Genomic DNA, 21,058 nt, shown 5'->3' on the forward strand with positions numbered 1-21,058 from the left:
GTGCCAGAAGGGGCTTGCCCCTTCTGGCATTACCTTGTCGCCAGTTCGTACGCCTTCAATTCAAACCCTTCCGCCCCCGCCTCGCGCGGCGTCAACTGGCACGACCGTCCCAGCAGCTTGCGCGCCACCATGTGGTCGGCCGGCCGGTTCAAGGTTTCCACCGCCACCAGTTGCCCACGGCGGAAGCACAGCACCGTCATCTGGTACGCCGCCTTGCCGCGCAGCACCACGGTATCGTCATAGCCATCGTTCAAGCCGACGATTTGCAGTTTCAAGTCGCGCTGATCGGTCCAGAACCACGGCAGCGCCGCATACGGAGCGGTTTTGCCCATCAGGCGCGCCGCCACGGTCCTGGCCTGGTCCATCGCGTTTTGCACCGACTCGAGCCGGATATGACGCTCCACGAAATGGCTGGGGAACGACGCCACGTCGCCGATGGCGGAAATCGCCGGGTCCTGCGTCAGCAGGTTGGCGTCGACCTTGATGCCATTGTCGACATCCAGGCCGGCTTCCACCGCCAGTTTCACGTTCGGGATCACGCCGATGCCGAACACCACCAGGTCGGCCGGCAACCGCCGCCCGTCGGTGGTTTCGACCGCGCACACCCTGCCGTTGTCGCCGTCGATGCGGGTCAGCCCCTGGCGGAAGTCCAGGTGCACGCCCCACGACTGGTGCGCCGCGCTGAACGCGTCCGACATCTCTTTCGACACCGCGCGCGCCATCGGCCGGTCGCCCAGTTCCAGCACGTGCACATGGACGCCCAGTGCCGACGCGACGGCGGCGAATTCCAGGCCGATAAATCCAGCCCCCACCACCACTGCATTTTTCACGTGCGCCAGGCGCGGCGCCAGCGCATCGGCGTCGGCCAGGGTCTTGACGCCGAACACGCCGTCCAGCTCCGCGCCCGGGACCGGCAACAGCCGGTTATGGGCGCCCACCGCCAGCACCAGGTGGCCATAGTCGAGCGCCCCGCCCGACGCCAGCGTGACGCGGCGGTTGGTGCGGTCGATTGCCTGCACGCTGTCGTGCAACAGCGTCACGCGCTGCTCTTCAAAGAAGCTGGCCGGGCGGAAGTGCATATTGGCCAGGCCGATCTTGCCCAACAGGTAGGCCTTCGACAGCGGCGGGCGCTGGTAGGGCAAACCGGGTTCATCGCCTATCAGCGTAATGGCGCCCTGAAAACCTTCCTGGCGCAGCGAAGCGGCAACCTGCAGGCCGGCCTGGCCGGCGCCGGCGATAACAACGGATTCGACAGACATGATTAATCCTCGTGGGTGAAAACAGGATAGCGGCCGAGCGTGAGCAGCAGCAGCGCGCCAACCGTGAAACAAATCGTGCAGTAGGCCAGCAGGGCGACATAGGAACCCGTCATCTTGTACATGGCCCCGAACAGCAGCGGCGACAGCGACGAACCGAGCGTGATCAGGCCCAGGTGCACGCCGAACAGGCGGCCGTATTCGCGCAGGCCGAAAAAGCGCGCGACCAGGAAAGCGGCCAGGTCGAACTCGGCGCCCGCGCCGATACCGACCAGCAAGGTCGCCAGCACCAGCAGCGGCACGCTGCCGCCGGCCAGGCCGAACAGCACGCACCCCACTGCGGGCAACAGCAAGGCGACCGCCGCCACCCCGGGCGCCCACAGGCGGTCCACCAGGTAACCCACCACCACCCGGCCCAGGATCAGCGAAATGCCGAAACTGCTGAAAATCTGCCCCGCTTCCATGGCGGACATGCCGCGCTCACGCAATATCGGCACGCCGTTGGTCACGATGCCGAGTATCGCCGACACCACCAGGGTCAGGCCGATATTGCAGCGCCAGAATTTCGCCGAGCGCAGGCCGGCGCGGAAGCTCAGGCCGGTCAGCGCGGGGGGCGCCGGCAACGCGCCACTGCCCGCGCCATCGGCGGCAGCGGCTGCGGCTGCGGCTGCGGCATGGGGCGCGCGCATCCACAACGCCACCAGCGGCATGGCGATCAGCGACGACGTCAGCGCCATGACCACGAACCCGCCCTGCCAGCCCCATGCCTGCGCAACGTAGGTCACCAGCGGCGGCATGGCGATGGCGGCAATGCCGGTGCCGGACAAGGTGATGGCCAGCGCCAGGCCGCGGTTGCGTTCATACCAGAGGTTGACCAGATTGGTCCACGTCACTTGCAGGGTGCCCAGGCCGGCCCAGGCGATCGCCATGAAGCCCAGGTACAGCGACCAGACCGAGCCGCGCAATTGGGTCAGCAGCAGGAAGCCGCACGTCAGCGCGGCCAGCGACAACAGCGTCACCCTGCGCAAGCCATAGCGCTGGTTCAGCCAGCCCACCACTTGCGACGACACGATCGCCCCCAGGAACAGGAAGGTGATGGCCGGTTGCAGCTCGGCGCGGGTCCAGCCGAAAGCCTGTTCCAGCGGTCCGAGCATCGCGCTGAAACCATACAGCAGGGTCGCGTTGACGCTGGTGGAGACCCCGGCCACCGCCACCAGCAGCGCGCGCCAGCCGAGCTTGAATTCGGTGAAGTCGAGCGCGGCGCCGGAAGCGTGATTGGCGGTGGTGTCGGCTATCGTCGTGGTTTGCATGATCGTTCCTGGTGACGGGCGTCTGGCGCTCAAAGGCTGTTCGAACCGACCTTGGCGAAATACGCGCGCATGGCCGCCATCGATGGCGTGTGGCTGGAAAACCCGCCATCCGCCGCCAAGGTATGGCCGGTGATGAACGACGATTCGTCGCTGGCCAGGAACGCCACGATATCGGCCAGCTGGCGCGGCTTGCCCAGGTCCGGCGTCAAATGGTTGTCGAGCAGGATCTGGCGGATGTCCGGCGGCAGCGGATGGCCCGGGTTTTCCACCAGGCCGATCTGGATCGCGTTGGAACGCAAGCCCTGCTTGCCATATTGCGCGGCAATCGACTTGGCCAGCATCGCCACGCCCGCCTTCGAGGCCGCGTAAGCGCTCAGGGTCAGGTCGCCCTGCGCGCCGAGGCCGGAAGTGGCAAACATCACGGAACCGCCGCCGGCCCGCAAGATGTGCGGGATCACATACTTGGCGCACAGCATGGCGCCGCGCAAATTCACCGCCATGGCGCGGTCCCATGCGCCGAGGTCCATGTTGACAACGTCGCGGTCGCCGGCGCGCTGTTCATTGGTCAGGATCGCCGCGTTGTTGTACAACACGTCGATCCGGCCAAAATGCGCGGCCACCGTCGCCGCCATGGCTTCCACCTGGCGTGCGTCCGACACATCGGTGCACAAGGCCAGCGCCTGGCCACCCTGCTCCACGATGGCGCCGGCCACCCGCTGCGCGCCCGCCAGGTCGATATCGACCACGGCAATGGCTGCGCCGTGGCCGGCCAGTACGCGCGCGCATTCCGCGCCGAGGCCGCCGCCGGCGCCAGTGATGACGACGACTTTGCCGTCCAGCTTGCCGCCTGGTTTGCCGCTCGATGCCTCTGCCGACTTGGATGTACTCATGATGTCAATTCCCCGTGAAATTCGGTTCGCGCTTTTCAGCGAAGGCCAGCGCCGCTTCCTTGACGTCGCCGCTCGGCGCCAGCAGCGCAAACAGGTTCAGTTCCAGGTCCAGTCCGCTTTTGAGTTCCAGTTCCAGCGCGCCGCGCGCGGCCCGCTTGACCGCCGCGCTGGCGGCCGGCGGCTTGCTGGCGATCTTGCGCGCCAGCGCCCGCACCTCGTCCAGCAAGCCGTCCGCCGTGTCGGCTACGCGGGTCACCAGGCCGGTCTGCAGCGCCTCGCTGGCGCTGACCCGTTCTCCCGTCAACAGCATGTCCATGGCGCGTCCCGGGCCGATCACGCGCGCCAGGCGCTGCGTGCCGCCACCGCCCGGGATCAGCCCGAGGCCGGTTTCCGGCAACGCGAATTGCGCGTTCGGCGCGGCATAGCGGATGTCGCAGGCCAGCGCCAGTTCCATGCCGCCGCCCATGCAGTAGCCGTGGATCGCCGCGATGACGGGCTTGGCGATGCCGTCCAGGGTTTCAATCCAGCGTTTTTTTTCCATGCGCTGGCGCACCTGGATCGCGGTTTCGGGGCCGCGCTTTTCCTTGATGTCGGCGCCGGCGCAAAAGCCCCGCTCGCCGGCCCCCCGGAACACGATCACGCGCACGGCGGCATCGTCGTCGAGCAGCCGCAGCGCCTGCGGCACACCCACGCGGATTTCGTCGTTAATTGCATTTAACTGGGCCGCGCGGTTCAGCACGATCCAGGCCACGGCCCCGTCGCGCTCAACCAGGACCGAATCGTTAATTGAAAATATGTTCAGCATTGTTCGAACTCGAAAAGTTGGCCGCGCAATTGCGCCGGGTCGACCTTGATCAGCGAACGGCCGCCAACCGCCTCGGATTCCTCGATCCACGTGAACGCCGTGCCACGGGCGCGCAAGTCTTCCGCCTTGGCGTTCAAGTCATTGACGCCGATACGGATGTAGTACGGGCCCGGGCCCCAGTTGTTGACGTACAGGCCGGCGTCGCTGTCCCAGCGGGTCGCTTCGATCACGTCCAGCGACGCGCTGTTGGCCACCGTGAAGCCCATGCGGGCGCGGCGGTATCCCTCGTTGCGCAACAGTTCGACCGGGCCAACCGGTTCCCAGTCCAGGTTGGTCGAAACCTTGCGCAAGGTTTCATCGAGGTTACGCACCAGGAAGCCGCGCGCGGTGACGCGCACCATGCCGCCCGGCGCCAGGTCGCGCGGCTGCGGCGGGATGTCCGCGAAGGTCTCCGGCGGCATTTGCAGCGGCTCGGTCGGCATCACTTCAATGCACAGGCCGCCGTCCACCGACGGCTCGTAATACGGGCGTTCCGGCGTGCAGCCCAGCCACAAGCGGTCGAACGGCATGTCGTCGGTGCGCTGCGCCATGCGGAACGGCAGGCGGCGGCGCATCAACTTTTCCACGAACTTGTCGAATTTCGGGCCATGCATGGCCAGCACGATCGAGTGCGTCAGCAGCGGACGGTGCTTGCCCTGGTAAGCTTCCAGGCTTTGCAGGAAGTCATGGAACAGCGGGTCGCCCGGGTTTGGCTTGTCCAGGTGCACTTGCGGTTCGATTCGGGTCGGCGACACGGCCAGCGACTTGTGCACGCGCAGGAAGTGCGCGATGTACGGGTGGTGTTCGAAGGCCTGGCGCCATTTTTCGTGCTTGTAGATGCCCAGTTTGTCGACCAGCAATTCGGTCATCCCGTCCGGGTCGGAAATCATCATGTCAGCGGAGAGCAGCAGTTCAAACATTGTGTAGCCTCTGTAGGTGGGGAATCAGGGTAAAGATCAGGCCGACCGGGCCATGGGCCGCGGCGCGCCGGCCGGTGCGGCGTCGGCCGCGCCGTTGACATGCTTGCCGCCGGTCCGCTTCGGGTTCAGCAGGAAGTGCGACAGCGCGGGGATCAGGATCAGTGCGCCCAGCATGTTCCACAGGAACATAAACGCCAGCAAGATGCCCATGTCGGCCTGGAACTTGATCGGCGACCAGGCCCACGTGATCACGCCGGCGGCCATGGTCAGGCCCACCAGGGCCACCACCTTGCCGGTGAAGTCCAGCGAGCGGCGGTACGCCACGGCCAGCGTTTCGCCACGGCGCTGCATCAGCAGTTGCACGCTCAGCAGGTACAGCGCGTAATCCACGCCGACCCCGACGCCGACCGCGATCACCGGCAGGGTGGCAACCTTCAGGCCGATGCCAAGCCAGACCATCAGCGCCTTGCAAATCACGGTGGTCATCAAGAGCGGGATCATCGCCACCACGGTGGCCATCACGCTGCGGAAGGTCAGCAGGCACAGCAGCGCGGTGGCGCCGTACACGGCCAGGTACATGGTGACGATGCCACGCGACACTTCGATGTTGGTGGCCGCTTCGATGCCGGCGCTGCCGGCGGCCAGCAGGAACTGTACCGGCGGCGCCGATTGCTCTGGCGCACTGCCCGGCGCCACCGCGGCCTGCGGCTTGACGGCCGCGACATCGTGCGTGGCGGCATACTGCTCGGTGACTTTCAGCACGCGCTCGAGCGTGTCGGCCTTGTGGTCGGCCAGGTACGCCACCAGCGGCGTCACCGAGCACTTCATGTTGGTCAAGTCCGGCACCGCCACCAGCGCCGACGACACGGCGGTGTTGATGATGTCCTGGTTGCGGCTGATGGTCATCCACTTGCCGTTGCCTTCGAACAGGCTGGACGTCACGAACGGCACCATGTTGGCCAGCGACGCCGTGGTTTGCACGCCAGGCGTGGCGCGCAGCGCCTGCGACAGGCCGTCTAGCTTTTGCAACACGGGGTACAGGCGGCAGCCCTCGTCTTCGGTTTTCATGATCACCACGAACTGGTCGCTCGACAGGTCGTAATGGCTGGTGATGTAAGCGTTGTCGAGGTTGTAGCGCGAGGTCGGGCGCAATTCCGGCGCGCCCGCGTCGAGGTCGCCGATTTTCAGGTCGCGCATCACCACCACGCTGACCGCGGTCAGCAGCACGGCGCCCGCAACCGCCCCGGCCGCATAGCGGCGTTCGGTCAGCCGGTCCAGGGCGCGCCACAGGCGGCCCTTGATGCCGCCGACCTTGCCGGTGGCTTTATCGTCGCGTTCCTGCACGGCGCGCCGCGCCGCGCCCGGGCTGACGCCGATATACGACAGCGTGACCGGAATCAGGATCAGCTTGGTGAAGATCAGTACCGAGATACCCATGCTGGTGGTGATCGCCAGGTCGCGGATCACGGGAATATCGATGATCGCCAGCACCGCGAACCCCACCACGTTGGTCAGCAGTGCGGTCAGGCCGGCCATGAACAGGCGGCGGAACGTGTAGCGCGCCGCCACGTATTTATGGGTGCCGCGGCCGATGTCCTGCAAGATGCCGTTCATCTTTTGCGCGCCGTGCGACAGGCCGATGGCAAAGATCAGGAATGGCACCAGGGTCGAATAGGGGTCGAGTTCATAGCCGGCCAGCTGCATCAGGCCCAGCAGCCAGATCACGCCGGCGATCGACACCGTCATCAACAACAGCGTGCTGCGGATGCAGCGGGTATACAGGAACACAAACAAGCCGGCAATCACGACCGAGGCGGCAAAGAAGCCCAGCACCTGGCGCAGGCCTTCGATCAGGTCGCCGGCCAGCTTGCCGAAGCCGACGATGTGCACCGCCACGTGCGGGCTTTCGAACGAACGCACTTTTTCTTCCAGCGCCTGCGAAAATTCACTGTAGCTGAGCGGCTTGCCGGTGGCGGGATTGGTGTCCAGCAGCGGTGTGACGATCATGGTCGACTTCATGTCGGACGCGACCAGGGAGCCGGTGATGCCGGCGCGCGCGATGTTGGCGCGCAGCTTGGCAATCGATTCGGGGCTGCCGTTATAGTCCGACGGCATGACGGCGCCGCCGTTCAAGCCTTCCTCGGTGATTTCCTTCCACCGCACGATCGGCATCCACAGCGACTTCATCCACGAACGGTCGACACCGGGCACCAGGTACAGCGCGTCGTTGATCTTGCGCAGCGTCTCCAGGTATGCCGGGTCATAGATGTCGCCGCTCTTGTTTTCCACCACGATGCGGATGCTGTTGCCCAGTCCCGGCAATTCTTTCTTGTATTGAAGGTAGTTCTGGATATACGGATTGCCGACCGGGATCATGCGCTCGAAATTCGCATTGACTTGCAGGCGGCTGGCGTACACCGCCAGCACCACCGTGGCGATCAGGCACAGCAGCATGATCACGGTGCGGTTGTTGAAAATGAAGCGTTCGATCCATGAACCCGAACTGCGGTCGAAATCACGCAGGTCGCTGATGGTGGGCATGTCGGAACGGGAAGAGTAACTGGCCATCTGATTCTTTCAAACACTTAAGGTGTGGACAGGGGCACGCTGCGCAGCACGCTGGCGCCCGCCATGCCGGTTGCCACCAGCGCGCCGCCGGCGATGGCGGCGCCATACACTTCGCCGCGCGGCTGGCCGCGGCGGTTGTCCGCCCCGGCGCTGTCCGCGCCGGAGTACGGGCGTGCGCTGCCGTCGGCGCTGCTTTCCAGCACGTCGCCGGTCTGCGTGACCAGCAGCAGGCCGGCGCCGGCGGCGGCGGAAACCGGCAAGGCGGCGACGATGTTGGCGCCGCTGCCGGTGTCGATCTTGCGCCAGCGGGCGCCGCCATCGTCACTGGCGTAGGCATTGCCGCGCAAGCCATGCACCACCAGGCGCGACTGGCTAGCGGCCAGCCCGAAGAACGACCCCTCGTACGGGCTGGCCATCGGCACGAACGCGCCGGTGGTGTCATCCAGGCGGCGCAGGAACCCCTGTTCACCGGCCAGGTACACTTGGCCGCCATCGCCACCGATGGCATAGATATGGTTCATCTTGATGTTGGCGGTGCGCTCGATCATCGGGGTCCAGCTGGCGCCGCCGTCGCGGGTTTGCAGGATCAGGCCAAACGCGCCCGCCACGTAGCCTTCATTCGCGCTGCTGAACCAGACGCTCAGCAGCGGATATGGCAACACCCCCGGCGTGGCCGACTGGCTGCCGGCCCGCTCGATATCCTGGGCGATCGCGTCGTCCGGCGTCTTGCCCTGCGGGCCATAGCTGGCGTTCAGCAGCGCCAGCGCGGCGTGGCCATCCAGCTTGCGCTCCCAGGTCTTGCCGCCATCGGTGGTTTTCAATACCACCGCGTCATGGCCGACGATCCAGCCGTGTTGCGCGTCGACGAATTGCACGGCGGTCAAGTCGCTGCTGACGGGGCTGGGCAGTTGCTGCCAGCTCTGGCCGGCATCGGCCGACGCGAGGATCACGCCGCGCCGCCCGACCGCCACCAGGCGGGAGCCGGCGGCAGTCACGGCGGTGAGGGAACTGTACGCGCCAAAGGCGGTATCCGGGGCCGGCGTGGCGATCGGGTCGCGCAGGCCGCTGTTGCTGGTGCTGTTACCGATTGCGGCGCCGGCGCCGATGGCGCAGCAGGCCAGCGCGGCAATGGCGCCCAGGGCAAATCGCTTGTTCATGTTGTCTCCTTGAATCGAGGCGCGCACCAGGGTACGCGCCGGCAGCACCCGCATCTGAGCGTGCGGTTTGTGCTGCCTGGGGTATTACCGGGGCATTACTCAGCGCGCGCTGGAGCGCGCCACCACGGCTTCCGCGTTTTGCTCCTTTTCCGAGCGCATGGTCTTCGGAATCTGGTAGCCCTTCGACAGCGAATCGTTCAGCAAGGCGTACATGCCCTTGTTGAAGTCGTACACGGCGTTCTTGACCGCATACGGCACCATCGCGTCATACAGCTGGACGAAGGAAATGAACGACGAACGGTACAGCGCGCCGCTCTGGTCGAACGCGTCGAACATGCCGGCGTTCGGCGAATCCTCGTCCAGGTAATACACCCGCTTGCTGTACACGTGGCGCATGCCGGGCTTCAGCGTGGCTTCCACCACCCACACGCGGTGCAGTTCGTGGCGTTCGCATTCCGGATTCACGTGGGCCGGACGGAACTGGTCGTCTTCCTTGCATTCGAAGTAGTACTTGTAGCCGTTGTACGGGATGTACATTTCTTTCTTGCCGACCAGCTTGAAGTCAAAGCGGTCCATCTTGCCCGAGAACAGGAACAGTTCATCGAACAGGGTCACGCCACCCTGGCTCGCCACCGGCGTGTCATAGGCGAATTCCGGCGCGAGTTTCACGCGGCGCTGGCCCGGCGTGTAGCTCCATGCGCGGCGCGGCTTCTCGGTCGGGTCCAGGTAGTCCAGCAAGCCGCTGGCTTCGCCGGCGCGCCGCGCCGGGCCACGCGTGACGGAAAACGCGCGCGAATACATTTGCTCGTCGCGGTCGCCGGTCTGGTAATACGGTTTTTCCTGGACGGTCGACTGCTCGGCCGTCATGGTCACCTTGCCGCCCGAGTCGACCACCCATGAGCGCGACATTTCCGTGGTGGTGCCCAGTTCACCGGCATACGCCAGCTGCTGGTTCCACATCACTTCATAGCCATTCTTGGGAATCGGGAATGGCAGGCCGCCACGGCAAGCCTGGTCCACCGCCAGGTTTTCCTTCAGGGTCTTGCAGGTGGTGGCGTTGCGCACCGTGGCTTTCAACACCTTGTCCGGGAAGGCCGCAGTGCGGTGGCTCGGATAAATGTCGATGTAATACGTGGTCGGATGCTTCTTCAACAGCATCTTCTGGCCTTCGGACAGCTTGTCCGCATGCTGCGCCATGTTTTTCGCGTCGATGCGGAACAGCGGCTTTTCATCTTTGTACGGGTCGGCCCAGAAGCCCGAACCGGCCTTGTAGCCGGCCGGCGCCTTGGTCAGGCCGCCGGTATAGGCGGGAATCGTGCCTTCCTTGTTGCCGGCCTTGATGGCGCCGAACTCGGTCAGGGTGGTGCCCAGCTGTTTGGCTTCCTCGGGCGTCACCGCGGCCAGCGCCGGCATCGACAGGACCGCCAGCGCGGAGCAGATCAGGGTGTAGGGTTTCATGCTTGTCTCCTGGTTGAACCGGGTCAGAAGCCGGTTTTGTAAGTGAATACCAGCCAGCCGCGATCGGTCGCGCCGAGCGTGCTCGATAGCCCTGCACCGCCAATCACGGTGGTGCCGGCCGCGTTGTATTTCTTGTCCGCGCGCGCGTCGGAATAGCGCAGCGAGAATTCATGGTTCTGGGCATAGGTCGCGCGCAGCCCCACCGACCAGGTCAGCGCGTGTTCAAAACCGCCGCCGCCGGTCGGCGCGTTGCCGTGCAGGCCGTAGTTCAAGGTCATCGGCACATCCAGGTTCCAGGACGGCAGGATGTTCAGGTATTGCGGCGTAAAGCTCACCGCCAGCGCGGCGAAGTTCCTGGTGGCGCAGCCATCGGATTTGTCGCCCGCCACGTTGGTAGTGCCGGTCTTGATACAGGCATAGCCCTCGCCCTTGAACAGTTCCGGATGCGACGTGACTTTCGCCAGGCGGCTGTAGGCCAGTTCCGCCACCAGCGAACCGGTGCTCCACAGCGGCGTTTCCGGCAACAGCATCACGCCGTTGACGATGGCGTGCCAGGTATTGCCGCGCGTGCCTTCGTGGTCGGTCAGGCTGACGCCGGTGGTGGTCGAGTGCAGGCCGGCGCCCTTGCGGTACGAGATTTCCGCGCCGGCGCTGACCGGACCGATCACGCGCGCAAAGCTGGCGCCGATCAGCTTGACGTTGTTCGGATAGGCAAAGCGGAACTGGCGCGCCGGGATATTGAATTCACTGCCGGTCCATGGCGTGTAATCGTCGAACTGCCGGTAGTACAGGCCCAGGGTCGATTCAATCGATTCCATGTTGTAGCGCGCATTGACGCCGAAGTTGCCGCGGTCGCGTGGCTTGAATGACGGCACGCGGTTCAGCACCAGGCCCGGCGCCGCCGCCACGCGGTCGACCTCGAACGTGGTGTCGGGACCGGACAGGTAGGTGCCGCCGTGCGGGGCGCGGGTGCTGGCCCATTCATAGAAATATTGGGCAGCGATGGAGAGGTTGTCGGTGACTTGCGCCTTGGCCGAAACCTGGCCGATCGGCAGGAACACTTCCTTGGTTTCAATGCCGGGGCTGGTCACGGCCTTGACGCCGTCGACCGGCGACTGCGAATACGAGATCGCATGCTGGCCCAGCAGCAGCCCCTCGCCCCAGACATTGGTGTGGCGGCCGACCTTGACGTTGACCGGGATTTCGCCGACGCTGAAGTTGGCCCACACAAAGGCGTCCAGCAATTCGCCGGACGGGCCATGCACGTAGCGGTTGACGGTGCTGCTGTAGGTGTCGTTGAAGTAGCTGCTGGCAAAGCCCGGCACCACCGACTTGACGGTACCGTCGCGGTAAGCATGGTCATACCAGGCGGCGGCGCTGACGCGGGCCCCCACCTTGCCGTCATAGTTGACGTCCATTTCCGTCAACCAGTCCAGGCGGTTGGTCACCACGTCATGCTTGCCGAACTTGGCGTCCGATTCATCGAACGTGGCGCTCGACAGCAGGCGCTTGTCCTGCGCTTCCATCCGCATGCCGAGGTTGTAGCGCAGCGTGTTATCCCAGCGCAGCGACAACCCTGTGACGCCGGTATCGAATTCAGCTGCGCCGCCCTGCCCCGCCCAGGCCAGCGCCAGTGCGGCGGCCAATAACTTCTTGTGAGTCATGTGCATCTCCTCTTTCTGGTTTTTGTCATTTCAGGAAGTTCAGCGTCTGGTGCGCTGTCCGGATTTACATCAAATTCTGTATTCCGATTTTTATTCTACCCTGAAATTTTGCACACATGCTTGTTTTTTGTACCTCTCTTCGAAATAAATATAACACATTCGTTTTTTGTGTTCACTAAATATGCTCAGCAGCGCATTCCGGCCGCCCGACCGGCCACACCGTGTCCGTGAAACCGGCTGGCGGCGCGGACTTCGCCGGACTATTGAACAATTCCGCGCGTATCTGTTCAATAGAGGGCAACGGCGCGTTGCTCTGGCGGCGTCGGCGCAGCCAGTCGCGGATGGATTCCTTGTCAGGCCTCGCTGTCGCCGCCATGGCGCACTCCTAGGCCGCCGCGCCGGCGGCGCGCTGTTGGTACTGCACGGTCAGTTCCGCCCGTTTCAACGCGGCCTGCACCATGCTGGCTTCCTTGACGTGACCATAGCCGCGGATGGTGTCCGGCAGGCTGGCCAGCGCGATCGCGGCGGCGCGGTTGTCCAGGGTCAGGGTGACACAAAAATCGTCCACCATTTTTATATAGTCCTCGATCAGGGCGCGCTCCTTACGCCGCTCTTCCGTAAAGCCGAACGGGTCCAGCGCGCTGCCGCGCAGCGGCTTCAGCCTGGCCAGCAGGCGGAACACCGGCAGCATCCAGCCGCCGAACGGCCGCTTGACCAGTTCGCCTTTCGCGTTGCGTTTTGCCAACAGCGGCGGCGCCAGGTGGAAGCGCAACTGGTAATCCCGGCCCGGCTCGCCGGCAAACTGGGCGCGCAGCTTGTCGAGGAAGGCCGGATCGGCATACAGCCGCGCCACTTCGTATTCATCCTTGTACGCCATCAGTTTGGCCAGCTGGCGCGCCACCACGGCGGTCAGCGGCACGCGCTTGCCGTCGCCCAGAGCCTCCTCGCGGGCCCGCAGCCGCGCCACCAGCGCCTGGTAGCGCGCGGCGTAACGGGCGTCCTGGTAAGCCGTCAGCAAGGCCACACGGTGTTCGATCACCTTGTCGAGCGACTCGGGCAAATGCAGCACCACCGGGCTGGCCTGCGCCGGCGCCACGCCGTGCACCGCCAGGTGGCGGCCCCAGTTGAAGGCCAGCTGGTTCTTTTCCACCGCCACCGCGTTCAGCTCGATGGCGCGCGCCAAGCTGGCCGCCTGCAGCGGTACCCAGCCTTTTTGCCACGCATAGCCCAGCAGCAGCGGGTTGGCATACAGGGTGTCGCCCAGCAGCGCCAGCGCGCGTTCGCCGGCGTCGAAGAATTCACTGTTGCCGCCGACCCGCTCGCCCACCCGCTGCAGCGCCTGCGCGCCCGGGAAGGTCCAGTCGCGGTCCTTGAGGAAGGCCGCGGTCGGCGTATCGGCGCTATTGACGACGGCGCGCGTGCGCCCGCCCAGGGTCTTGGACAGCACATCGGCCGAACTGGCGACGATCGCGTCGCAACCGATCACCAGGCTGGCCTCGCCCATCGCCACGCGGGTGGCGTGGATGGCCGATGGCGTGGGCGCGATCTGGATGTGGCTGACGACGGCGCCGCCCTTTTGCGCCAATCCCGCCATGTCCAGCACCGTCACGCCCTTGCCTTCCAGGTGCGCCGCCATGCCCAGCAGCGCGCCGATGGTGACCACGCCGGTGCCGCCGACGCCGGCCACCACGATCCCGTAGACCCCGTCCAGCGGCGCCGTGGCAGGCTGCGGCAGCGCGCTGAAATCCGGCAGCGTGCCGCCGGCCACCTTGGGCTTGCGCAATTGCGCGCCTTCGGCCGTCACGAAGCTCGGGCAAAAACCGCTGACGCAGGAAAAATCCTTGTTGCAGGACGACTGGTTGATCTTGCGCTTGGTGCCCAGCGGCGTCGCCAACGGCTCGACCGACAGGCAGTTCGACTGCACTGAACAGTCGCCGCAGCCTTCGCACACCGCGTCGTTGATAAAGGCGCGGCGGGCCGGGTCGGCCATGGTGCCGCGCTTGCGGCGGCGGCGCTTTTCCGTGGCGCAGGTCTGGTCATAGATCAGCACTGTGGTGCCGGGGGTGTCGCGCAATGCCAGTTGCAGCGCCTCGAACTGGCTGCGGTGATGCACGGACACGCTGGCCGGCAGCCCGCTGTCCGCATTGTATTTTTCCGGTTCGTCCGACACGATCACCGTGCGCGCCGCGCCCTCGGCCACCATCTGGTGCGCGATCTGCGGCACCGTCAGGGTGCCGTCCACCGGCTGCCCGCCCGTCATCGCCACCGCGTCGTTGTACAGGATTTTATAAGTGATGTTGGCCTTGGCGGCGACTGCCGCGCGGATCGCCAGGTGGCCCGAGTGGAAATACGTGCCGTCGCCCAGGTTGGCAAATACGTGCTTGTCCTTGGTGAAATGCATCTGGCCCAGCCAGGACACGCCCTCGCCGCCCATCTGGGTAAAGGTATCGGTGCTGCGGTCCATCCACATTGCCATGTAATGGCAACCGATGCCGGCCAGCGCGCGCGACCCTTGCGGCACGGCGGTCGAGGTGTTGTGCGGGCAGCCGGAACAAAACCACGGGTTGCGCTCGGCCACGGCTTTCGCATGGCAGGCTTCCTGCTCCTTGGCCGCGATTACCGCCAGCCGGGCATCGATGCGCTCGCGCAAATCCTGCGGCAAGCCCGCCTTGCCCAGGCGCGCCGCGATGGCCGTGGCGATCAGCGCCGGCGACAGTTCATAGCGGGCCGGCAGCAGCCATTCGCCGCGCGGCACCGCCCATTCGCCGCCCTGGTTATCCTTTTCATCGAACTTGCCGTAGACGCGCGGGCGCACGTCGTCGCGCCAGTTGTACAGTTCTTCCTTCAGCGCATACTCCAGGATTTGCCGTTTTTCCTCCACCACCAGGATTTCTTCCAGGCCGCTGGCAAAGGCGCGCGCATCCTGCGCGTCCAGCGGCCACACGCAGCCGACTTTCATCACGCGGATGCCGGCGCGGGCGCAGCCATCGTCATCCAGCCCGAGGTCGGCCAGCGCCTGGCGCACGTCGAGGTACGCTTTGCCGGCGGTCATGATGCCGAAGCGGGCCTGTGGCGCGTCGAGCACGATGCGGTTGAGCTTATTGGCGCGGATATACGCCAGCGCGGCATACCATTTGTGGTCGAACAGGCGCGCTTCCTGCGCCAGCGGCGGGTCCGGCCAGCGGATGCCGACACCGTCCTCCGGCAGCGCGTAGTCTTGCGGCAGCACGATATCCGGGCCGTCGCTGTCGATCTCGATCGACGCGCTCGACTCGACAATGTCGGTCACGCATTTCATGCCGACCCACAGCCCGCTGTAGCGGCTCATGGCCCAGCCGTGCAGGCCGTAATCGATGTATTCCTGCACCGTGGACGGATACAGCACCGGGATGCCGGCCGCAATCAGCGCGTGTTCCGACTGGTGCGCCACCGACGACGATTTCGCCGCGTGGTCGTCGCCCGCCAGCAGCAGCACGCCGCCATGGCGCGCGGTGCCGGCCGAGTTGGCGTGCTTTAAGACGTCGCCGGCGCGGTCGACCCCCGGGCCCTTGCCATACCACATGGCGAACACGCCATCATGCTTACCGTTAGGCCACAGATTGGTTTGCTGCGTGCCCCACACCGCCGTTGCCGCCAGCTCTTCGTTGACCCCGGCCTGGAACACGATGTTATTTTCCGATAGGTGTTTCTTGGCTTTCCACAAGGCCAGGTCCAGGCCGCCCAGCGGCGAGCCGCGGTAGCCGGAAATGTAACCGGCGGTATCCAGCCCGGCCCTGGCATCCAGCGCTTTCTGCAGCATCGGCAACCGCACCAGCGCCTGCGTTCCACTGATATAGATGCGTCCCTTGCCGACGTTGTATTTGTCGTCAAGGGTGACGGCGGCCAGGGCATCGTGCAGGGTTGGTGTCAGGGGAGCATTCATGTTTGTCTCGCATGGTTGATTTGGACGGAGTATATTTGCGCCTGTCGTCCGCCGTAAAACGACAAATAAACATAGACCGTATCGGAAAAACGCATGGCATCGAACCTCACCCTCAGGCAGCTGCGCTACTTCGTGGCAGTGGCGCAAACCGGCCAGTTTTCACTGGCGGCCATGCAGGAAAACGTCTCGCAATCGACCATCAGCAATGCCGTCATGGCGATCGAGGACGAACTCGGCGTGCGCCTGTTCGAGCGCTTGCCGCAAGGCGTGTCGGTGACGCCGGAGGGACAGGATTTCCTGCGCCATGCGCACCACATCCTGGAATCGGTGCGCGACGCGGTGGCCAGTCCCCGTTTCAAGGAACGCAGCCTGTCCGGCACCGTACGCATTGCCGCGTCGTATACGGTGCTCGGCTATTTCCTGGTCGACCTGATGGCACGCTTCCGGGCCAGCTATCCGGACGTGGTGATTGAACTGCTGGATTTGAACCGGCTCGACATCGAAGCGGCGGTGCTGGCCGGCGACGTCGATATCGGCATGGTGATCTTGTCGAACGTACAAAAGCTGGGCCGCTTCGGCCACGCCGTGCTGGTGCGTTCGCGGCGCCAGTTGTGGGTCGCGCCCAGCCATCCGCTGGCGCAGGTACGCACGCCGTCGCTGGCCGACATTGCGCGCTACCCTTACCTGCTGCTGACCGCCGACGAAGGCGAACAGTCGGCCCTGGCGTACTGGCGCAGCATGGGGCATGAACCGCGGATCTTCATGCGCACCGGCTCGATCGAAGCGCTGCGCGGGCTGGTCGGACACGGCTTTGGCGTGACGATCCTGTCGGACATGATTTACCGTCCGTGGTCGCTGGAGGGCAAACGCATCGAGGCACGCCCGGTGCTGGACGCGATCCCGCACATGGATGCGGGCATGCTGTGGCGGCGCGGCGCGGTGTTTTCCGACGCGGCCGAAGCGTTCCAGCAATTCTTGATCCAGTCATTCGGGATTTGACCAGCGGACAAACGAATCTGGTGGCGCCCGTGGCCTGTCTTCCTATACTGGGGCATCATTTCAACCTCGGAGACACCATGACTGACCGCGACGCCATCGACCACTTCCTGCACGGCCAGATCGAATGCTGGAACGCTTCCGACAAGGAAGGCTTTTTCGCCCATTACCGGCGTATCGCGCCGGAAGGCCTGGACATTGAATACGTGGGCCGCCCGCGCCACGATCCGTGGCAAGTACTGGAAGGCATGTGGGCGCAGCAAAACGCCCGCATCCGGATCGAGGTGGCGTCCTGCATCGTCAACGGCAACGAAGCGGCTTGTCATCACCGCAATGTATTGCGCGACGGTAGCGGCGGTATCGACACGATAGAAACTTACCGTTTCGACGGCGGCCGCCTGTACGTCCGCTACTTCGTCGCGCTGCCCTGAACCGAAATCGCGGCCAGCACGAAATCGGCCGAATGGCGCCGCCACGCGGCCATGCCATCGCTTGAGGTGGTGTCGAAGCCGGCCAGCACCGACAACATGAAGCGGTTGGTGAAGCCGCCGGTGGTGACCAGCGCGGCCATCGCCGTCAACGCGCGCGCGTCCACGCCGGGACGGAATTCGCCACTGGCCACGCCGCGCGCCAGGATGTCGCCCAGCAGGGTCACCAGGGCCGGCGCCATGGCGACGAACTTATTGCCGGGCAAGTCATGCGACTCGTTGTAGCGGGCGCCCTCCTGCGACAGCGAGCGCAGCGCAGGATCGGCTTCATACTGGTTGAACATGTGGCCGAGCAAGGCGCGCATGGCGGCCGGCGGCGGCAAATGCGCGACATCGAGCGCCACCAGTTCCGCCATCACGGCCGCCGACACGTCGGCCAGCACCGCCTCGAACAGTTTTTCCTTGCCTTCGTAATAGTGGTACACCAGCTGCTTGGTCACGCCCGCCGCCAGCGCGATCGTATCGACCCGCGCGCCCGCCAGTCCGTTGGCGGAAAACTCTTCTTTCGCCGCCGCCAGGATGCGCGCCAGCGTGGCCCGCTTGCCGGTGGCCGCCGCGGGTTCCTGCGTCTTGCCCATCGTGTCTCCTGCCTGTTTGCTTTATTTGCTGTATTTGCTTTGACTTGCGGTCAAATGAAATGACTCCGTCCCGCAGAGCGCAGCCAATATGATAGGCCGAATCAAAGCCCAACAACACCGGAGATCATGAGTACCCAACAACAATATGACGTCGCCATCGTCGGCGGCGGCCACAACGGCCTAGCGGCCGCCTGTTACCTGGCCAAGGCCGGCAAGAAGGTGATCGTGCTGGAATCGCAACCCAAGGTCGGCGGCATGTCCGCGTCCGGCTACCTGATGCCGGGCGCGCCGAAACACCTGGTGCATTCGTGCGCGCTGGACTTGATGTCGCTGCGCGTGCACCCGATCGTGCCAGGCGAACTGGAACTGGAGCGCCACGGTTTCCGCCAGGTGGAAATGTCGCCGGCCTATGCCTACCTGCACCCGGACGGCAATTCGCTGGTGTTCTGGCGCGATCCGCACAAGACCGCTGCGGAAATCCGGCGCTATTCAGAAAAAGATGCGGCGGCGTTCCTGCGCCTGATGAAAGTGGTCGACCTGTTCATCTCGATTGCGGTGCCGATGATGCGGGTCGACCCGGCGCGCAAAAACTTGCTGGCCAAGCTGCGCGTAATGCGCACGGCCTTCCTGGGCCGCAAGCTGCGCCCCGAACTGATGGCGCTCGTCACCAGTTCGGCCTACGGCGCCACGCTGGAATATTTCGAACATCCCATCACCATCTCCGCGATGGCGGCCCTGACCGGCGCGGCCGGTCCAATCACGGCCGAAGGCAGCGGCATTTATTTTGCGCTGCTGGGTTTCCTGCACAAGTTCGGCGTCGGCCGCGTGATTGGCGGCATGCAGGCGCTGCCCGACGCCATGGCGTCGCGCCTGGCGGAACTGGGCGGCGCCGTGCAAACCTCGGCCGTGGTGGAAGAGATCGTCGCCGCCAACGGCAGGGTCAAAGGCGTGCGCCTGAAGGATGGCGGCACCATCACGGCAAAGGCCGTGATCGCCAGTTGCCACCCGAAGATGGCGCTCGACATGGTGACCAAGGGCCAGGTCGAGCAGCGCCTGCTGACCCGCATCGCGATGGCCCCGGCCAATGCGCACGGCGCGTCGCCGTTGCGGATCGACCTGGCGCTGCGCGGGCTGGTGTCGGTCGACCGCCACGAGGCGCGGCGCGGCGACGGCGTCAGCCTGCGCAAGTGCGTGCTGCTGATCGGCACGGCGGACGCGGTGCTGGAGAATTTCGCCAGTTCGGCGCGCGGCGAAGTGCCGAAGCTGCCGTACATGTGGATCACCGCGCCCAGCGCGGTCGATCCAACCCAGGCACCATCCGGCCAGGACGTGGTGTATCTGTACCCGCCGGCCATGCCGGTGTTCCCGCGCGAAGGCTGGGATGCGATCCGCGACAGCGCCGCGGCGCAAACCATTGCCCAGGCCAGCCTGTACATGAATGGTCTGGCCGAGTATGAAATTGCGCGCCGGATCGAAACCTCGGCCGACCTGGCCAAGCGCCTGAACGTGCAAAACGGCTGCGTGACGCACCTGGACACGTCGGCGCTGCGCTCGAACACCCTGCGTCCGGCCTATGGCCTGGGCGGTGACACCTTGCCGGTGGCGGGCCTGTATTTCGGCGGCGCCGGCATCCACCCGGGCGGCGGCGTGAACGGCATGCCGGGCCGCCTGGCCGCCAGCCGCGTCAAGCGCTTCCTCGGATAACCCCCATTACAAACGGAGACCATCATGAACGCCCCCACCGAACTTGAAAGCGCCTTCAGCAAGGTATCGTCCAACTACGAAGGTACCGGCGATTTTTACGCTGTTTGCAAGGCGTTGCGCGAAACCACGCCCGTCATGCGCGGCAATTTTGCCGCCAGCATGGGCGTGCCGAACAATGCCGGCCTCGATGCCAGCCATCCGACCGTCAGTCTGTTCAAGCACAAGGACGTGATGTCCGTGATGCTCGATCCGGCCAATTTCACCAGCGGCTTCATTGCCGAGGGACTGGGGTCGTTCTTTGACGGTCTCATCATCATCGCGATGGATGGCGAAGAGCACAAGAAAACCCGGGCCCTGCTGCAGCCGGTGTTCACGCCGGACACCGCCAACCGCTGGCGCGACAAGCTGACCGCCGTCATGCGCGACGAATTCCTGTTGCCGCTGCAGCCGAAGAAAAAGGCCGACCTGATGGAATTCGGCCTGCACTTCCCGATCCGCGCGATTTACTCGATCATGGGTTTCCCGGACGACCAGCCGGAAAAAATCCGGCAATACGCGGCGTGGGCGCTGGCCATCCTGGCCGGTCCGCAGGCCGGCGCCACGCCGGAAAAACAGGCCGCCGCCCGGACGGCCGCGATCACCGCCGCCAAGGCGCTGTACCAGGCGGTGCTGGAAATCGTGCAGCACCGCCGCGCCACCAACGACATCGACGGCCACGACCTGATCAGCCGCCTGATCCGCTCGGAACTCGATGGCCGCGTGCTGGACGACCATGAAATCGCCACCTTCGTGCGCTCGCTGTTGCCGGCAGCCGGCGAAACCACCACCCGCACCTTCAGTTCCATCCTGACCCTGCTGTTGCAGCGGCCGGCGCTGCTGGAGCAAGTGCGCAACGACCGCAAGCTGATCGCCAAGGTCATCGATGAAACCGTGCGCTTTGAACCGGTGGCCACGTTCAAGGTGCGCCAGGCGGCCAAGGACCTGGAAATCGGCGGAGTGCAAGTGGCCAAGGGCACCATGGTCCAGTGCATCACGGCGGCGGCCAGCCGCGATCCGGACGTGTTCGAGCGCCCCGACGAATTCGATATCTTCCGCCCGGTCAAGCCGTCGTTTGGTTTTGGCTACGGCGCCCACATGTGCATCGGCCAGTTCGTCGCCAAGATGGAATTGACGGTGGCGCTGAACGCGCTGTTCGACCTGTTCCCCAACCTGCGCCTGGACCCGGACTACCCGCTGCCGCAAATCACCGGCGTGATGCTGCGCGGCGCGTCCGAAGTCCACGTGCTGTGGGATTGAGGAGTTG

General features: G+C 65.1%; 15 protein-coding genes. 4 read left to right on the forward strand and 11 right to left on the reverse strand.

Annotation, left to right across the window (positions count from 1 at the left end):
• Positions 1-29 precede the first annotated feature (29 nt).
• The 10 genes from GJ700_RS02205 to GJ700_RS02250 all read right to left on the reverse strand — a co-directional run bounded on the left by GJ700_RS02205 (position 30) and on the right by GJ700_RS02250 (position 15,989).
• Complete coding sequence (locus GJ700_RS02205) at positions 30-1,259, reverse strand: NAD(P)/FAD-dependent oxidoreductase (RefSeq protein ID WP_154371001.1); 1,230 nt, start codon at positions 1,257-1,259, stop codon at positions 30-32.
• Positions 1,260-1,261: 2 nt separating this feature from the next.
• The gene (locus tag GJ700_RS02210) at positions 1,262-2,566 is read right to left on the reverse strand and encodes an MFS transporter (RefSeq protein ID WP_154371002.1); all 1,305 of its coding nucleotides are present in this window, start codon (positions 2,564-2,566) and stop codon (positions 1,262-1,264) included.
• Positions 2,567-2,595: 29 nt separating this feature from the next.
• Positions 2,596-3,456, reverse strand: coding sequence for an SDR family NAD(P)-dependent oxidoreductase (locus tag GJ700_RS02215; RefSeq protein WP_154371003.1), 861 nt, complete (start codon positions 3,454-3,456; stop codon positions 2,596-2,598).
• Positions 3,457-3,460: 4 nt separating this feature from the next.
• The gene (locus GJ700_RS02220) at positions 3,461-4,261 is read right to left on the reverse strand and encodes an enoyl-CoA hydratase/isomerase family protein (RefSeq protein ID WP_154371004.1); all 801 of its coding nucleotides are present in this window, start codon (positions 4,259-4,261) and stop codon (positions 3,461-3,463) included.
• A complete protein-coding gene (locus GJ700_RS02225; RefSeq protein ID WP_154371005.1) occupies positions 4,255-5,220 on the reverse strand; it encodes a VOC family protein in 966 nt (321 codons plus the stop codon). The genes GJ700_RS02220 and GJ700_RS02225 overlap by 7 nt, the downstream gene beginning before the upstream one ends.
• Before the next feature lie 36 nt (positions 5,221-5,256).
• Positions 5,257-7,788, reverse strand: a complete 2,532-nt coding sequence (locus GJ700_RS02230; protein ID WP_154371006.1) for an efflux RND transporter permease subunit — start codon at positions 7,786-7,788, stop codon at positions 5,257-5,259.
• A gap of 17 nt (positions 7,789-7,805) precedes the next feature.
• Positions 7,806-8,945: a WD40/YVTN/BNR-like repeat-containing protein gene (locus GJ700_RS02235; RefSeq protein WP_195763748.1), complete on the reverse strand. Its 1,140-nt coding sequence runs from the start codon at positions 8,943-8,945 to the stop codon at positions 7,806-7,808.
• A 99-nt stretch (positions 8,946-9,044) separates the two neighbouring features.
• On the reverse strand, positions 9,045-10,403 hold the full coding sequence (locus tag GJ700_RS02240) for a DUF1329 domain-containing protein (protein ID WP_154371008.1): 1,359 nt from the start codon (positions 10,401-10,403) through the stop codon (positions 9,045-9,047).
• 23 nt (positions 10,404-10,426) lie between these two features.
• The gene (locus GJ700_RS02245) at positions 10,427-12,067 is read right to left on the reverse strand and encodes a DUF1302 domain-containing protein (RefSeq protein ID WP_229506739.1); all 1,641 of its coding nucleotides are present in this window, start codon (positions 12,065-12,067) and stop codon (positions 10,427-10,429) included.
• Positions 12,068-12,452: 385 nt separating this feature from the next.
• Positions 12,453-15,989 carry an indolepyruvate ferredoxin oxidoreductase family protein gene (locus GJ700_RS02250; RefSeq protein WP_154371010.1) on the reverse strand — a complete coding sequence of 1,179 codons (3,537 nt, stop codon included), beginning with the start codon at positions 15,987-15,989 and terminating at the stop codon, positions 12,453-12,455.
• Between the two features lie 93 nt (positions 15,990-16,082).
• Between GJ700_RS02250 and GJ700_RS02255 the strand changes: the two genes are divergently transcribed.
• Both GJ700_RS02255 and GJ700_RS02260 read left to right on the forward strand, forming a co-directional pair.
• Positions 16,083-16,988 carry a LysR family transcriptional regulator gene (locus GJ700_RS02255; RefSeq protein WP_154371011.1) on the forward strand — a complete coding sequence of 302 codons (906 nt, stop codon included), beginning with the start codon at positions 16,083-16,085 and terminating at the stop codon, positions 16,986-16,988.
• A 77-nt stretch (positions 16,989-17,065) separates the two neighbouring features.
• The gene (locus GJ700_RS02260) at positions 17,066-17,416 is read left to right on the forward strand and encodes a nuclear transport factor 2 family protein (RefSeq protein ID WP_154371012.1); all 351 of its coding nucleotides are present in this window, start codon (positions 17,066-17,068) and stop codon (positions 17,414-17,416) included.
• On the opposite strand, the gene GJ700_RS02265 is transcribed toward GJ700_RS02260, so the two are convergent.
• A complete protein-coding gene (locus tag GJ700_RS02265; RefSeq protein WP_154371013.1) occupies positions 17,395-18,051 on the reverse strand; it encodes a TetR/AcrR family transcriptional regulator in 657 nt (218 codons plus the stop codon). The genes GJ700_RS02260 and GJ700_RS02265 overlap by 22 nt on opposite strands.
• A gap of 126 nt (positions 18,052-18,177) precedes the next feature.
• Between GJ700_RS02265 and GJ700_RS02270 the strand changes: the two genes are divergently transcribed.
• Both GJ700_RS02270 and GJ700_RS02275 read left to right on the forward strand, forming a co-directional pair.
• Positions 18,178-19,755: a phytoene desaturase family protein gene (locus GJ700_RS02270; RefSeq protein ID WP_154371014.1), complete on the forward strand. Its 1,578-nt coding sequence runs from the start codon at positions 18,178-18,180 to the stop codon at positions 19,753-19,755.
• 24 nt (positions 19,756-19,779) lie between these two features.
• Positions 19,780-21,051 (forward strand): cytochrome P450, encoded by a 1,272-nt coding sequence (locus GJ700_RS02275; RefSeq protein ID WP_154371015.1) that lies wholly within the window; start codon positions 19,780-19,782, stop codon positions 21,049-21,051.
• The last annotated feature ends 7 nt before the right edge of the window (positions 21,052-21,058 follow it).

Origin of the sequence: Pseudoduganella rivuli, assembly GCF_009674485.1 — a bacterium.
In the GTDB taxonomy this organism is placed as follows: Bacteria; Pseudomonadota; Gammaproteobacteria; order Burkholderiales; family Burkholderiaceae_D; genus Rugamonas; species Rugamonas rivuli_B.

Bases quoted from the DNA above. Each gene is read 5' to 3' on its own strand.
- GJ700_RS02250 (WP_154371010.1), bottom strand. From the start codon at position 15,989: ATGAATGCTCCCCTGACACCAACCCTGCACGATGCCCTGGCCGCCGTC.
- GJ700_RS02205 (WP_154371001.1), bottom strand. From the start codon at position 1,259: ATGTCTGTCGAATCCGTTGTTATCGCCGGCGCCGGCCAGGCCGGCCTG.
- GJ700_RS02275 (WP_154371015.1), top strand. From the start codon at position 19,780: ATGAACGCCCCCACCGAACTTGAAAGCGCCTTCAGCAAGGTATCGTCC.
- GJ700_RS02220 (WP_154371004.1), bottom strand. From the start codon at position 4,261: ATGCTGAACATATTTTCAATTAACGATTCGGTCCTGGTTGAGCGCGAC.
- GJ700_RS02260 (WP_154371012.1), top strand. From the start codon at position 17,066: ATGACTGACCGCGACGCCATCGACCACTTCCTGCACGGCCAGATCGAA.
- GJ700_RS02265 (WP_154371013.1), bottom strand. From the start codon at position 18,051: ATGGGCAAGACGCAGGAACCCGCGGCGGCCACCGGCAAGCGGGCCACG.
- GJ700_RS02255 (WP_154371011.1), top strand. From the start codon at position 16,083: ATGGCATCGAACCTCACCCTCAGGCAGCTGCGCTACTTCGTGGCAGTG.
- GJ700_RS02230 (WP_154371006.1), bottom strand. From the start codon at position 7,788: ATGGCCAGTTACTCTTCCCGTTCCGACATGCCCACCATCAGCGACCTG.
- GJ700_RS02270 (WP_154371014.1), top strand. From the start codon at position 18,178: ATGAGTACCCAACAACAATATGACGTCGCCATCGTCGGCGGCGGCCAC.
- GJ700_RS02215 (WP_154371003.1), bottom strand. From the start codon at position 3,456: ATGAGTACATCCAAGTCGGCAGAGGCATCGAGCGGCAAACCAGGCGGC.
- GJ700_RS02210 (WP_154371002.1), bottom strand. From the start codon at position 2,566: ATGCAAACCACGACGATAGCCGACACCACCGCCAATCACGCTTCCGGC.
- GJ700_RS02225 (WP_154371005.1), bottom strand. From the start codon at position 5,220: ATGTTTGAACTGCTGCTCTCCGCTGACATGATGATTTCCGACCCGGAC.
- GJ700_RS02235 (WP_195763748.1), bottom strand. From the start codon at position 8,945: ATGAACAAGCGATTTGCCCTGGGCGCCATTGCCGCGCTGGCCTGCTGC.
- GJ700_RS02245 (WP_229506739.1), bottom strand. From the start codon at position 12,067: ATGACTCACAAGAAGTTATTGGCCGCCGCACTGGCGCTGGCCTGGGCG.
- GJ700_RS02240 (WP_154371008.1), bottom strand. From the start codon at position 10,403: ATGAAACCCTACACCCTGATCTGCTCCGCGCTGGCGGTCCTGTCGATG.